Source organism: Caproiciproducens sp. CPB-2, assembly GCF_036287215.1.
Classification (GTDB): domain Bacteria; phylum Bacillota; class Clostridia; order Oscillospirales; family Acutalibacteraceae; genus Caproiciproducens.
This window is the reverse complement of the sequence record NZ_CP142860.1, coordinates 2,634,403-2,648,171: the sequence shown is the minus strand read 5'-3', so window position 1 is coordinate 2,648,171 and position 13,769 is coordinate 2,634,403. Positions and strand designations below refer to the sequence as shown.

16 protein-coding genes are annotated in these 13,769 nt (G+C 53.5%); 8 read left to right on the top strand and 8 right to left on the bottom strand.

The genetic code is table 11. The features are described from left to right. Window positions 1-223 precede the first annotated feature (223 nt). The 4 genes from VXK30_RS13115 (at window position 224) to VXK30_RS13100 (ending at window position 2,047) form a co-directional block, all read left to right on the top strand. The gene (locus VXK30_RS13115; RefSeq protein WP_275715482.1) at window positions 224-787 is read left to right on the top strand and encodes a DUF3793 family protein; all 564 of its coding nucleotides are present in this window, start codon (window positions 224-226) and stop codon (window positions 785-787) included. An 81-nt stretch (window positions 788-868) separates the two neighbouring features. Continuing rightward, complete coding sequence (locus VXK30_RS13110) at window positions 869-1,297, top strand: flavodoxin (protein ID WP_275715484.1); 429 nt, start codon at window positions 869-871, stop codon at window positions 1,295-1,297. A 187-nt stretch (window positions 1,298-1,484) separates the two neighbouring features. Then, entirely contained in the window at window positions 1,485-1,691 is a 207-nt protein-coding gene (locus VXK30_RS13105) for a YwbE family protein (RefSeq protein WP_275715486.1), read from the top strand. A 5-nt stretch (window positions 1,692-1,696) separates the two neighbouring features. Next, window positions 1,697-2,047, top strand: coding sequence for an arsenate reductase family protein (locus tag VXK30_RS13100; RefSeq protein WP_275715488.1), 351 nt, complete (start codon window positions 1,697-1,699; stop codon window positions 2,045-2,047). A 173-nt stretch (window positions 2,048-2,220) separates the two neighbouring features. Here VXK30_RS13100 and VXK30_RS13095 read toward each other — a convergent pair whose 3' ends face one another. The 4 genes from VXK30_RS13095 to VXK30_RS13080 all read right to left on the bottom strand — a co-directional run bounded on the left by VXK30_RS13095 (window position 2,221) and on the right by VXK30_RS13080 (window position 5,740). Further along, complete coding sequence (locus VXK30_RS13095) at window positions 2,221-3,408, bottom strand: YgeY family selenium metabolism-linked hydrolase (RefSeq protein ID WP_275715490.1); 1,188 nt, start codon at window positions 3,406-3,408, stop codon at window positions 2,221-2,223. Between the two features lie 52 nt (window positions 3,409-3,460). Further along, on the bottom strand, window positions 3,461-4,189 hold the full coding sequence (locus VXK30_RS13090) for an amino acid ABC transporter ATP-binding protein (RefSeq protein ID WP_275715492.1): 729 nt from the start codon (window positions 4,187-4,189) through the stop codon (window positions 3,461-3,463). Beyond that, complete coding sequence (locus VXK30_RS13085; protein WP_275715494.1) at window positions 4,170-4,838, bottom strand: amino acid ABC transporter permease; 669 nt, start codon at window positions 4,836-4,838, stop codon at window positions 4,170-4,172. The genes VXK30_RS13090 and VXK30_RS13085 overlap by 20 nt, the downstream gene beginning before the upstream one ends. A gap of 80 nt (window positions 4,839-4,918) precedes the next feature. Further along, on the bottom strand, window positions 4,919-5,740 hold the full coding sequence (locus VXK30_RS13080; protein ID WP_038325384.1) for a transporter substrate-binding domain-containing protein: 822 nt from the start codon (window positions 5,738-5,740) through the stop codon (window positions 4,919-4,921). 376 nt (window positions 5,741-6,116) lie between these two features. On the opposite strand from VXK30_RS13080, the gene VXK30_RS13075 reads away from it, so the two are divergent. From VXK30_RS13075 to VXK30_RS13060, 4 genes are all read left to right on the top strand, one after another. Continuing rightward, on the top strand, window positions 6,117-7,172 hold the full coding sequence (locus VXK30_RS13075) for an alanine/ornithine racemase family PLP-dependent enzyme (RefSeq protein ID WP_275715496.1): 1,056 nt from the start codon (window positions 6,117-6,119) through the stop codon (window positions 7,170-7,172). A 249-nt stretch (window positions 7,173-7,421) separates the two neighbouring features. After that, the gene (locus tag VXK30_RS13070) at window positions 7,422-7,889 is read left to right on the top strand and encodes a methylated-DNA--[protein]-cysteine S-methyltransferase (protein WP_275715498.1); all 468 of its coding nucleotides are present in this window, start codon (window positions 7,422-7,424) and stop codon (window positions 7,887-7,889) included. A 67-nt stretch (window positions 7,890-7,956) separates the two neighbouring features. Then, on the top strand, window positions 7,957-8,562 hold the full coding sequence (locus VXK30_RS13065) for an HDIG domain-containing metalloprotein (RefSeq protein ID WP_275715500.1): 606 nt from the start codon (window positions 7,957-7,959) through the stop codon (window positions 8,560-8,562). Window positions 8,563-8,744: 182 nt separating this feature from the next. After that, the gene (locus VXK30_RS13060) at window positions 8,745-9,203 is read left to right on the top strand and encodes a hypothetical protein (RefSeq protein WP_275715502.1); all 459 of its coding nucleotides are present in this window, start codon (window positions 8,745-8,747) and stop codon (window positions 9,201-9,203) included. A gap of 85 nt (window positions 9,204-9,288) precedes the next feature. Here VXK30_RS13060 and VXK30_RS13055 read toward each other — a convergent pair whose 3' ends face one another. From VXK30_RS13055 to VXK30_RS13040, 4 genes are read right to left on the bottom strand one after another with little or no spacing between them, the layout of a single operon-like run. After that, a complete protein-coding gene (locus VXK30_RS13055; RefSeq protein ID WP_275715573.1) occupies window positions 9,289-9,546 on the bottom strand; it encodes a (2Fe-2S) ferredoxin domain-containing protein in 258 nt (85 codons plus the stop codon). Between the two features lie 5 nt (window positions 9,547-9,551). Further along, a complete protein-coding gene (locus VXK30_RS13050) occupies window positions 9,552-11,243 on the bottom strand; it encodes a [FeFe] hydrogenase, group A (RefSeq protein WP_275715504.1) in 1,692 nt (563 codons plus the stop codon). Between the two features lie 5 nt (window positions 11,244-11,248). Further along, window positions 11,249-13,123, bottom strand: a complete 1,875-nt coding sequence (locus VXK30_RS13045) for an NADH-quinone oxidoreductase subunit NuoF (RefSeq protein ID WP_275715506.1) — start codon at window positions 13,121-13,123, stop codon at window positions 11,249-11,251. Beyond that, complete coding sequence (locus VXK30_RS13040) at window positions 13,110-13,601, bottom strand: complex I 24 kDa subunit family protein (RefSeq protein WP_275715508.1); 492 nt, start codon at window positions 13,599-13,601, stop codon at window positions 13,110-13,112. Before VXK30_RS13040 ends, VXK30_RS13045 begins: the two co-directional genes overlap by 14 nt. Window positions 13,602-13,769: the final 168 nt, after the last annotated feature.

Below are 13,769 nucleotides of genomic sequence, written 5' to 3'. Positions count from 1 at the left end.
GGTGTGGAACTGTGCAAGATGGAAAAATGCAGAATGGATTGCTCCGATAGCTCCGTTCCGCATATAATCAGAAAGCGGTATCAGCTTTCGACTGCCAATGGCTTGAATGCTGAAAATTTTAGCCAAAGATAACATGAAGAAAAACAGTTGACAAAGCGAAAAACGCATGTTATGATGTTTTCAGTTAGCGGACGCTAACCAAAACAAAAAACGAGGTTCCATCATGACAAACCGCCAACTGGATTCTATGCTTGCGTTCCACTGTTCGCCAACGCTGGCCGGAATAAAATCAGCAAGCCTGTTTACCGTAAAAAGAAAAGACAGTGATGGGCTGCTAAATTTGCTTTCGGAATACAATCGGTGTCTGGAACGGGCTGACGTCAGGCTGGAAGTGCTGTGCGAATGTGAAACGCACTTTTTGGTGCTGGTTTACCGCAGCAGTCTCCTTTGGCCGGAACTGCAGAACCCACGGGTCCGCCGCTTTTTGGAAGCGTACGGATACACGGATTGGACGGAGCTGGCCGCGGTTCTGAGCCGACTGAAATCCCGTTGCCGGGAATGTTGTTTTCCCCATGAAATCGGCCTGTTTCTGAGTTACCCTCTGGACGATGTGATCGGTTTCATTGAGCACGGAGGAAAGAACTGCAAAATGTGCGGATACTGGAAGGTTTATTCGGACGAAGAGGCCGCGTGCGAGCGTTTCAGAAGGTATACGCTGTGCAGAGACGATTTTTACCGGCGTGTGCAGAGCGGAGTATCCCTTTTGGCCTTGTTTCATGCCGCATAATTCTTCAGAAGCGGAGAGGATTCCCGCGCGGACCTGCCGCTTGTCCCTGATTTTGCCGCGCGGAGAAAGATCGGTTGACTTATGAGTAATGTTTACATTGTTTATTGGAGCGGTACCGGAAATACGGAGACCATGGCGAATCTGATCGCCGAGGGCGTACAGCAGGCGGGCGGCCAGGCAGAAGTCACTGCGGTTTCGGACGCTGACCGTGCAAAAATCGAATCCAGCTCCGTGATCGCCTTCGGATGCCCCGCGATGGGGGACGAGGTTCTGGAAGAATCCGAATTCGAACCCTTTTTCACGGAAATTGAGAGCGGGCTCAAGGACAAAAACGTTGCCCTGTTCGGCTCCTACGGCTGGGGCGACGGCGCGTGGATGCGCGAATGGCAGGACCGCGTACAGGCGGTGGGGGCCAGACTGGCAGACGACGGCCTGATCGTACAGTCCACGCCGGACGCGGACGGGGAGACACAGTGCAGAGAGCTTGGGAAAAGCCTCGCATCCCTTTAATTTACTCATTCCTTCATTTGAATCCATATAGAACATACAGCAAAACGGCGTACCTGCTTTTCGGCGGTGCGCTGTTTTGTTGTTTATCGCACGGCGGGACTTGTGCCGGGGCTTATCAAAGGGTATACTAAGAACTATGAAAAACGGATATCCGCGGCAGCGGGCATTCTGAAAAGCGGGTGAAGACATGGACGGAAAAATCAGGGCCAATATCAAGATCGGCGCGCTGGTGGACATTGTGCTGAAAAAGGACCAGCCCACGGGGAAGCTGACCCGCGGTCACGTCAAGCGGATTCTGACCAACAGCCCCACGCACCCCCACGGCATCAAGGTGATGCTGGAGGAGGACGATCTGGTGGGACGGGTACAGAAAATCATAGAAGAACAGGAGTGAAAGCCATGTGTTTATTTGTATGCTATCCCAAATGCACGACCTGCCAGAAGGCGAAAAGATGGCTGCAGGAAAACGGCATTGCGTATGAGGAACGGAATATCAGGGAGCAGAACCCTACCGCGGAGGAATTAAAGGAATGGCGCCGGAAAAGCGGGCTGGAGCTGAAAAAGTTCTTTAACACCAGCGGCCTGCTCTATAAGTCCCTGGGCCTTTCCAAAAAGCTGCCCTCCATGAGCGAGGAGGAGCAGTTCGCCCTGCTGGCCACGGACGGAATGCTGGTGAAGCGGCCGATTCTGGTGGACGGCGATACCGTGCTGGTGGGTTTCAGGGAAACGCAGTGGGAGATTTTAAAATAAAACAAAAGGTTCAAAAGGAAGATCGTAACAGCACAGAACCGTGCGCTTCAAGAGGAAAGGAATGTCAGTCCGGCCCTCTCAGGGGGCAGAAAAGCGAAACCGCCCGGAAATTTCCGGGCGGTTTCGCCTGCCGCGGGTCAATCTGTTAAAAGAAAGTCCCGGGCGGGGATCTGTTAAGTTGAAAGCAGGGCGTTGATTGCGCCGGTGTAGCATTCCACCGCTTTTTGCAATTGATCGATTTCAATAGATTCGTTGATGGTATGGGCCAGCGATTCCAGCGAGGGTCCCAGACCGATGGTTTTGATTCCGGCTTCCCCGGCGTAGTGGCTGCCGTTGGTGCAGAACTGATACTGCGTGATTTCCGGCTGAAAGCCCATGCGCCGAAGCTCCCTGACAACGTTCTGAACAAAGGGCTCCTCCCGTGCGAACAGCCAGCCGGGGAAAAAGCGCTCGCCGCTGATTGCCGCGCCGGTATAGCATTCTTCCTTCCCTTGAGCGTAGGAGACCCGCGCCCTCAGGGCAGGATCCCTGCCCATTTCCTCTTCCAGCAAGGTTTGCAGGGGAGCCAGTACGCTTTCCTGGGTTTCCCCCACCAGAAGCCTTCTGTCGTAAGTCGCGCAACAGTATTCCGGTACCACCGAGGCGCCGGGGTAGGGGGTGGACTTGATATCCGTCAGCTCTAGAATTCCTTTCCCCAGGACCTCCTGCTCGGGCGGGGGAAGACGGCGGATCCGGTCGATCAGGCCGCAGATCCGGTAAACCGCGTTTACACCCTTTTCCGGGTTCGCGGAGTGGGCGGGGACGCCGAAGGTTTCCAGTCTGATTTCCGCTCGGCCCCGCTGGCCGATTTTTACGTTCAGGTTGGAAGCTTCCCCGATGACCACATAGTCCGGTTCGACCAGGGAACTGACGGAACGCGCCGCCACCCCCTCGAAGCACTCCTCGTGCACGACCCCGGCAACGTACAGCTCACCCGCGAAATCTCTGCCGCTGCTCCGGGCGAAATTGCTCGCCGCGCACGCCATGGCGGCGACCGCGCCCTTCATATCCGACGCGCCGCGTCCGTAGATTTTGCCGCCGCGGATTTCCGCGCCGAACGGGTCGCTGTCCCACGCGGAAGGGTCGGTGACCGCAACGGTGTCGATATGTCCGTCGAACAGAATTCTGTTGCCGGGCCTGTTTCCTTTGATGCAGCCGATGACATTGCCGTAGGAATCCGTCTGGACGCTGTCAAAGCCCTTCGCTTTCAAAAAAGTTTTCAGCACCTGCGCGGCGGAAGATTCTTCGCCGGAGTAGCTTTTTTCGCGGATCAGGCTTTGGCACAATGCGATGACTTCCTGCTTCTGCTCCTGTGTCAGCATCGGTTTTCCTATCCTTTCCTTATATCATTTTTTCCTGATGAAGGATCGGAAGCTACGCGCTGAGCACCTTGGCGAGGAAGTCCCTGCACCGGTCGTTCTTGGGCGCCGTAAAGATTTCCTTTGCGGAGCCCTGTTCCACAATGTAGCCGCCGTCCATAAAAATCACGCGGTCGGCCACGTCGCGGGCAAAGTTCATTTCATGGGTTACGATCACCATGGTCATGCCCTCCTGCGCGAGGTTCTTCATGACCTTGAGCACTTCATCGACCATTTCCGGGTCAAGCGCGGAGGTCGGCTCGTCAAACAGCATGATTTTCGGGTTCATCTGCAGCGCGCGGGCAATCGCCGCTCTCTGCTTCTGCCCGCCGGAAAGCATCTGGGGATAGACGTCCTTTTTGTCCTCCAGCCCGACCTTCTTCAGAAGGGCCAGGGCTTTCTCCTCGGCTTCCTTCCGGTTCATTTTTTTCAGCTCCAGCGGGGCAAGCAGCATGTTTCCCAGCACGGTGTAATTGGGGAAAAGGTTGAACGACTGGAAAACCATGCCGATGTTCTCTCTCAGCCTGTTGATGTTTTTGGTGTGGGTAACGTCCTCGCCCAGCACGGCCACGCTTCCGGCCTGAATATCCTCCAACCGGTTCAGGCAGCGGAGCAGCGTGCTTTTTCCGGAACCGGACGGGCCGATGATGCAGAGCACCTCGCCTTCGTCCACGGTCAGGGAAATGTCGCGTAAAACCTGCAGCTTTCCAAAGCTTTTCCTGATTTTATTCGCCTCGATTATCATAACTCAGCTTCCTTTCCATCTTTTTTGAAATCATGGTCAGAATCGTAATAAAGATAAAATACATGATGGCTACGATCGCGTATACCTCGAACGGGCGGTAATTGTTCGCAATGATGATCTGTCCGCTCAGGGTGAGCTCCCTCACACTGACGACGGAAAGAATAGAGGTGTCCTTTATGGTGGTAATGAACTGATTCATGATGGACGGAATCATGATCTTTACCGCCTGCGGCAGGATTACCCGCTTCATCGCCTTGAAATAGTTCAAACCAAGGCTCCGGGCCGCTTCCATCTGGCCGAAATCGATCGCCTGGATACCCGCGCGGAAAATCTCCGCCATATACGCGCCCGCGTTGATGGTCAGCGCAATAACGGCGGCAACCATGGGGTCAAAGCGGATCTGCAGCGCGGCGCCGACGCCGAAATACAGAAACAGGCCGAGAATCATCAGCGGAATCCCGCGAATGACGTAAATATATGTAGTGGAAATGGCTTTCAGCAAGCGGAATCTGCTGATGCTGAAAATGCACATAATCAGTCCTACGATTGACGCGAAAAACAGGGATAGAATTGCCATGATAATGGTGATCCGCAGCCCGCTCAAAAGGCTGGGCAGCGATTCCTGCAATATCTTCAAAAACAAATCCAAACTCCATACCTCCTATAATCTGCCCCATGGAAAACGCAGCGGCCCGCGCAAGCGCGGGCTGCCGCTTTATTTTGCTCTTTTTATAAGTACTGGTTGACGATTTTGTCGTATGTTCCGTTTTCCTTTACTTTTTTCAGGCCTTCGTTGAACATTTTCAGCAGGTCCTGATTCTTGCCTTTATCTACGGCAAAGGCGTCGTACGGGGCTTCGCCAATGGACTCGACCGCTACCTTCAGCTTGGAACCGGCGTTGATCTTGATGGAGTAGGAAATAACCGGGAAGTCTTCCACCAAAAAGTCCGCGTTTTTGTTTTCCACGGCCTGGAACATGGAGGGAGAGTCGTCGTAAACGTTGACCTTCAGGCCGTATTTGTCCTTGTTTTCTTCGGCAAACGAAGCGCCCGTGGTGCCCTTCTTAACGGCGGCGGTTTTGCCCTTCAGATCATCCAGGGACTTGATGCTGTCGTCGTCCTTGTTCACAACGATGGAGGAACCCGCCTGAATATATCCGTCGGAGAAGTCAACGGATTCTTTTCTTTTTTCGGTGATGTTCATTCCGGCGATCGAACCGTCGATCTGACCGGCCTTGATCGCGGGGATGATGCCGCTGAAATCCATCGGCTTCAGTTCATACTGGAAACCCTCCACTTTCGCAATGGCGTCCAGCAGTTCCACGTCGATCCCCTTGTATTTGCCGTCTTCTTCAAAGGAAAAGGGAGCGTACTTTGCGTCGCACGCAATCAGATATACTTTTGAACTGGCGGCCGACGCAGCGGATGAGCCCGCATCCGTTGATGCGGCGGGAGCGGCGGAACTGGCTGCGGTGCCGGAGCTGCAGCCCGCAAACACAGTGGCCGCCATCAGCACCCCCGTCAGCATCCCCGCGATGATTTTCTTCTTCATAGCCTTCAATCCTCTCAATCAAATACTTTAATCCGGTGTGGGTAAAACAAAACAAAGAGGCCCGCTGCCGAAGCAGTGAACCTCTTTGTTCGTATGTCCACCATTATACCCGACGAAACGGCCCGCGTCAATATGCAAGCTCACCTAAGTTTCAAAAATCAATTCGCGTTTTCTTGTCGTTTGCTATAATCTTTTCGGATTATAATTGGAGGATTGAAAATAGAAACTTGCAAAAACATTCCAGCGACAAATGAATTGTCCCGAAAAACGGGTTGACAATGCAGGAATCAGGATTTATAATTCATAATAATAGCAAGGGCGCTGTGGATTTTATCATCCGCGGCGTCCTTTTTTTACCAGGTTTGAGGTGTGCAATATGTATCCGAAAGTGTCCGTAGACACAAAAAAACTGCTGAAAAATGTCAGAACCGTCCGTGCGCTGTGCGACCGGCACCATATCCGGATTACGGCGGTTACCAAAATGTTCGGCGGGGATCCGCGCCTGGCGCAGGTTTTTCTGGACGGGGGAATCCGCATGCTGGGGGATGCCCGTATCCAGAACCTGGAGCGGATGGAACAGCTGAAAGCGGAAAAATGGCTGATCCGCATCCCCATGCTGAGCGAAGCGGCCGACGTGGTGCGCTGCGCCGATGTGTCGCTGAATTCGGAGCTTCTAACCGTGCGGGCTCTGCAGAAAGAAGCCAAAAAGCAGAACAGGGTACATAAAATCATATTGATGGCGGATCTGGGAGATATCCGCGAAGGGTATGTGGAGGATGACCAGCTGATGCGCACCGCGGAAGAAATCCTGAAAATGGATTCCCTGCTGCTTTATGGAGTAGGGACCAACCTGACCTGTTTTTCCTTTGTACAGCCGGATACCGAAAAGCTGGAGCATCTGGAGCTTTTAAGCCGGGCGATGGTGGCTGCCGGGGGAAACGGCATTGTCAGCGGCGGAAATTCCGCGACAATCGACCTGATGCTGCACGACGGCATTCCGCGGGGGGTCAACAACCTGCGTCTGGGCGAGGCGCTGCTTTTCGGCAGGGAGCGGGCGCATTACCAATATCTGGATCGTACCTGTTCGGACGTGTTCATCCTGCAGGCGGAAATTGTGGAAATCAAGGACAAGCCATCCCAGCCCTGGGGAGAAATCGGCGTGAATTCCTATGGGAAGAGGCCCGCTTTCGTCGATCGGGGTGTGCGCACCAGAGCCATCTGTGCGATAGGACGTCAGGACGTGGATACCGGCACCATGGAACCGCTGGACCCCGGGGTGATCCTGCTCGGCGCCAGCTCGGACCATTTGATCCTGGATGTGAGCGACAGCTGCCGCGCCTATCGTGTCGGCGGTATCGTCGAGTTTAAGCTGGGATATTTCGCGGCTATGCGCGCCTTTCATTCCCGGTATGTACAGAAGGAGTATCATTGAATTCCAGCCGCGTTCCTTTCCTCCTTCCCGGCAAAATACAGCGTTTCCAGTTGATTCTGAAACAAGGTTGCGTTCCTCCCCCGCCTTCGGCGGGGGAGGAACGCGTTTGATCTGCAAACGGAAACGAAATTGCTATAGTAGTTTTCCGGAAGATGAATTTTATTCTTATACAGAAATTATAGAAAAGCAATATTATGTAAAATAAGGATAAATTCAGGAACGGCAGTCATAATAGGAAGGATGGGCGCGGTGAAAAATTTATTTTTTTATGACACGGATATCGGGCGGATCGCGATCGCCGAAGACGGTACGGGAATTACCGACCTTTGTTTTGAGGGAGCCGCCGTTCCCCGCGGCGCTGCCGTCCGGGAAACGGAGCTGCTGAAGCAGGCGGCAAAAGAGGTGCGGGAATATCTGGCGGGGATCAGAACGGAATTTACCGTCGCGCTGTCTCCGTCGGGAACGGAATTCCAGCGCAAGGTGTGGCACTGCCTGTGCGGCATCCCTTACGGAGAAACCCGCAGCTATAAGGAAGTTGCCGAAAGCGCCGGCAGCCCGAAGGGATTCCGCGCGGTGGGAATGGCGAACAACAGAAATCCGATTCCGATCCTCATTCCCTGCCACCGCGTCATCGGCGCGGACGGGTCGCTTGTTGGGTACGGCGGGGGCGTGGACATCAAGGTGCGGCTCCTGGCTCTGGAAAAACAGGCGCGCTGAAGAAAGCTTCGTGTCAGGTCGTTACCTTTGCGTACGGCACAAAACGCCGGAAAAGTCGGGGAAGAACATGAGTATCAAACAGAATTTATTTGAATCGATGGAACAGCACCTGCTTGCGGATGAAAAGCCTTCGCTGTATTTTGAGGAGCTGGACAAAACCGCCGCTTTGCGGGAGGTTCCCTTTGCCATGCTGCACGATCTGAAAAACGCCGAGCAGTCGCCGCAGCATCATCCGGAGGGGAATGTCTGGAACCACACCATGCTGGTGGTGGACGAGGCCGCGAAGGTGAAGGGGAAAAGCAGCGACGCAAGGTCCTTCATGTGGGCGGCGCTGCTGCATGACGTCGGCAAACCGGGAACGACCAGAATCCGCAGGGGAAAGATCACTTCCTACGACCATGACAAGCTGGGCGCAAGAATGGCGGCTGAATTTTTAAAGCAGTTCAGCGGGGACGAAGCGTTCATTGAGAAAGTGACCGCCCTTGTGCGCTGGCACATGCAGCTTTTGTTTGTGGTAAACAACCTTCCTTTCGCGGATGCGGAGCAAATGAAAAGGCAGACCTCCGTCCGGGATGTGGCGCTGCTGGGCCTTTGCGACCGGCTGGGGCGGCTGAACGCGGACAGGGAAAAGGAAGAGGAAAACGTCCGTATCTTTCTTGAGAAAACCAGATAAAAATTGCTGCAAAACATCTTTGAAAAAGCGGGACAGTCATGCCCAACAGTGTGACTGCCCCGCTTTTTCACTTGGCTTACAGACTGCGGTATTTTCAGATACGGAAACATATTTACAGAATATTGTTACTGTGCTATGCTGGTATCAGGAATCAGAACTTGATACTTTTAAGGAGGGGTTTCATGGAAGATTTGAAAGCAGAATATCCTGTCAGAAACAGAGCGGTAAACATCGTGGCATATGTTTTTGTGTTTTTTGCGGCGATATCGGTTGGGTATTCTATTTACGTCCTGATAAACAAGGAATCTTTCGGAATGTACTTCATCTTTGAGCCTGTATTTATTTCTTTTTACCTATTGAAACCATTCAATTTTTTGAGTATTTCCTATCTTGTCATGTGGATGTTATGGAAACGCTTGCCTGCTATCAATCAATTGCACATTACTAAAAAAGCAACAAGAATTTTGCTTCTGCTTTTCAGCCTCTTTGTGATTGCCTTTTATTTTTTTAACATTTTAGCGTTAAGTTTTGGTTTTATAACAATTCCGATTTTGTTCCACAATGCAACAATTTTTCTCTCAAAGGCCAGTTATATTTTTGCTCCCGTTGGCGTCCTTCTGTTTTTTGGGCTCAAATCATAAGTAAAATTTCTTATGATCTTATTTCTAAAACAAAAAAAGGCAGCCGCAGAAGAAAGATTTTGCGGCCGTCTCTTTTATATGGAGATCAATTCTGCGGTTTCAGAACCGCAAGCACATTTTCCTGAAAGAATCTTTTGGCGGTGGCGCCGGTAACGCTTTGCACTTCTCCGGAGTCGATTTTTACGCAGACTCCCTGATGAGTGCAGTGCCCCATGCAAAAGGCCGCTTTGATTTTCACGCTGTCGTGCAGGCGGTATTTTTCGATCATCTGCTGAAACGCGGCGATCACGTTATAGCTGCCCTCCAAGTGGCATGCCGTTCCAATACAGACACTGATAACCATTCCAATCACCGATTCCTCTCATTATATTCGACGTGGAGAAGCTCGTGTACCCTTCCCTTGAGTAAATCGGAATAAAGCGACATCACGACCGGATTTTCTTCCGAGCGCTTGATGCTGCACATTTTGTCGGCCGCGTAAAGGCCGCTGCCGCGCTTCGTTTTGCCCTGCGCGTCGGTAATCGGCTGTCCGGCTCCGCAGACGCAGCCGCCCGGGCATGCCATGACCTCTACGAAATCATAGCTTGCCTCCCCGCTCTGCATGCGGCGGATCAGGTTCTCCGCGTTTTTCAGCCCGCTGACGATGGCGATTTTCAGTTCGCGGTCGCCGTAGGGGACAACGGTTTCCTTGGTGCCTTCCATCCCTCTTACGCCGTTGAACGCGATTGCGCGCAGCTCGGTGGTGGATTTATTTTCGGCAAGACGGCGGATAACCGCCTCGGTCACGCCGCCGGTCACACCGAAGATGACGCCGGCGCCGCTCCGGTTGCTGAACGGCATGTCGATGGCTTCCGACTCCAGTTCGGAAAAATAGATGCCGGATTCCTTAATCATCTGAATCAGTTCCTGCGTGGTGATGACGTAGTCCACATAGGGAACGCCGTCTTTTTTGAATTCCTCTCTTGTCGCCTCAAATTTTTTGGCCGTGCAGGGCATGACGGCCACGCTGACGACACGGCGGCTGGAATGACTGTATTCTTCCTTTAAAACGGAAGCGAACATTTCCATGGGGGAACGGCAGGTGGAAATATTGGGCAGAAGCTCCGGGTGCTTTTTCTCGGCGTACTGTATCCACGCCGGGCAGCAGGAGGTAAACAGCGGAAGCTTTCCGCCGTTTTCCAGGCGCTCCAGCAGTTCGTTCGCCTCTTCCATCACGGTCAGGTCGGCGCCCGTCGCGGTGTCGAACACCTCGTCCGCGCCCATGCGTTTGAGGGCCGCGACGATTTTGCCCATCAGGTCCTCGCCGGCCTTCTGGCCCATTTTTCCGCCGATGCCGACGCGCACGGCGGGAGCGATCTGTACGACCACTTTGGTGTCCGGGTCGCTCAGGGCGTCCCAGACGCTGTCGGTATCCTTTTTCACCACAATGGCCCCGGTGGGGCAGACGGCGGCACACTGGCCGCAGCCGACGCAGTTGGAGTCCGCGATCGGCACATGGAACGCGGTGCTGACCGTCATTTTCGCCCCTCTGGACATGAAGTCGATCGCGCCCACGTTCTGGACCTCGTTGCACATTCTCACGCAGTCGCCGCAGAGAATGCATTTATTGGTATCGCGGATGATGCACAGGGAAGAGGTGTCCAGCTTCGGCTCCTCCGCGGTGTTCTTGAAACGGATCTGCCGGATTCCGAAGCGTTCCGCCAGCTCCTGCAGCCTGCATTCCCCATTTTTCTCACAGGTGGTGCAGTCGCGGCAGTGGTCGGCCAGCAGCAGCTCCAGAATCATTTTACGGTATCTTCTCAGCTTCGGCGTATTGGTGTAGATCTCCATCCCCGCGCGGGGCGGGGTGGAACAGGCGGCTTCCATACCGCCGCGCTTGTTTTCCACCATGCACATGCGGCAGGCCCCGTAGACGGAAAGCTCGGAATGGTAGCAAAAGGTCGGCAGTTCGATTCCCGCCTTGCGGATGAGGCTGAGCAGGTTCTTTTCACCCTCTATTTCCACCGGGATGTTGTCAATCAGCATAAATTCTCCGGTCATTAACTTTAGTCCTCCTTTACCGCGTGGAAGGCGCAGGCTTCCACACACGCGCCGCATTTGATGCATTTCGCGCCGTCGATCACAAACGGCGATTTGATCTGGCCGGTAATCGCGCCCACGGGACAGTTCCGCGCGCACTTGGAACAGCCCCTGCACAAAGCTGCGTCTATGTAAATCTTTTTCAGTTTCTGGCAGTTCCTGGTGGGGCAGCGCTTTTCAATAATATGGTTTTCGTATTCCTCACGGAAATATTTGATCGTGCTCAGCACCGGGGACGCGGCAGTCTTGCCCAGCCCGCAGAGCGCGGTTGCGGAAATGGTTTCCGCCAGCTCTTCCAAAAGATCGATGTCGCCCGGCTCTCCGTTTCCGGCCACGATGCATTCCAGAATTTCCAGCATCCGCTTGGTACCTTCGCGGCAGGGTACGCATTTTCCGCAGGATTCGTTCTGCGTGAAGCTCATGAAGAAACGCGCCACCTCGACCATGCAGGTGTGGTCGTCCATGACGACCAGTCCGCCGGAGCCGATCATCGCGCCGACTTTTTTCAGGTTGTCAAAGTCCAGCGGCAGGTCGAGATGCTCTTTTGTCAGGCATCCGCCGGACGGGCCGCCGATCTGTACGGCCTTGAACTCCGCGCCGTCGCGCATTCCGCCGCCGATATCGTAAATGACCTCGCGCAAGGTGGTGCCCATGGCGACTTCGATCAGTCCGGTATTCATGATGTTGCCGGTCAGCGCGAACGCCTTGGTCCCCGGGCTGTTTTCCGGGCCGATGCCGCGGAACCATTGACCGCCGTTTGTGATAATCGCCGGTACGTTCGCAAAGGTTTCCACGTTGTTCAGTACGGTCGGGCTGTCAAACAGTCCGTGCTCCACCGTTCTGGGCGGCTTTACGCGCGGCATACCGCGCTTGCCCTCAATGGAAGCGGTCAGCGCGCTGCCCTCGCCGCAGACGAAAGCGCCCGCGCCGCGGCTGATTTTGATATCGAAGCACAGGTCGGTGCCGAGAATATGGTCGCCCAGAAGCCCGAGCTTCCTCGCCTGATCGATGGCAATGCCGAGACGGGTAACGGCGAGCGGGTACTCCGCGCGGACATAAATGTAGCCGTTCTGCGCGCCGCAGGTATACGCCGCAAGGATCATGCCCTCCAGCATTTTATGCGGGTCGCTTTCCATCACGCTTCTGTCCATAAACGCGCCGGGGTCGCCCTCGTCGCCGTTGCAGACGATATATTTGTTTTCGGCCTTCCGGCGTTTTACCTGGGACCATTTTCTCGCGGTGGGGAATCCGCCGCCACCGCGTCCGCGCAGGTTGGAAATTTCCACTTCCTGCAGCACTTCTTCCGGAGTCATTTCGAACAGGGCCTTTTCCAGCGCCGAGTACCCGCCGTTCGCTATGTATTCGCCGATGGAGGTGGCGTCGATATGTCCACAGTGCTCCAGCACGACGCGCTTCTGCCGCTCGTAAAACGGAATGGATTCCTGATGCTTGTGGAACTCGCCCCCCTTATGATAGGTGAGCCGTTCCACACAGGTGTCGCTGACCACGCTGGCTTCCAGAATTTCCTCACAGTCTTCGGGTTTTACTTTTACATATAAATAGCCCTTTGGTTCGATACGCACCAGCGGGCCCATTTCACAAAATCCGTGACAGCCGCTTTTCTTTACGCCCAGCGGTTCCCCCTCCGGCTCATGCTCTAAATCAACCGCACAGTTGATTCCTTTTTCCTCGATGAGCTTCATAAATGTATCGTATAATACGAGGGACCCGTTCGCAACACACGCGGTGCCGGCACAGATCAGAATTTTCACTTTCTGTTTTTCAAGGCGGGCCTGATACAGGCTGCGGATATTCTGCAAATCTTCTCTACATTTCAGCATCTGTTTTGCCCTCCCTGAGTGTTACAAGTAAATCGGTTACCTTCTGCGGGGTCATCATTCCCATGACCCGGTCATTCACCGTCAGCGTGGGAGCAAGTCCGCAGGCGCCGAGGCAGGATACCGTTTCAACGGTAAAAAGCAGGTCTTCCGTTGTTTTCTTCGCTGAAGAGAGGCCCAGCTCCTTGCGCAGCTGATCCAGAATAGCAGCCGATTTTCTCACATGGCAGGCCGTGCCGTCACACACCTTGATGACATATTTTCCTTTGGGCTCCAAAGAGAAATTCTCGTAAAAGGTCGCAATGCTGAAAATCTGCGCCTGGCTGATCCCAAGCCTGTCTGAATAATAGGGGAAAATATCCTTTGGAAGATAGCGGTACACCTCCTGTGTATCCTGAAGGATCGCAATGATGTTGCCGGGGTTGTACTGGTGTTTTTCCAGTATTTCATCCAAAATCTTGTGGTCGCACTGAGTATCCATTGATTTTTCTCCTCGCAATTCGTTTCGGTTTACCTGTTAAAAAATCTCTAAGGTTACAAAAAAGATAACATATCGTTATTTTATTGTCAATGATTTTTGGGAATATCGATGAAAAAAATAAGCTATAGCTATCTTTTTGTAAATTTATCCCATTGACTCTCTTTATTA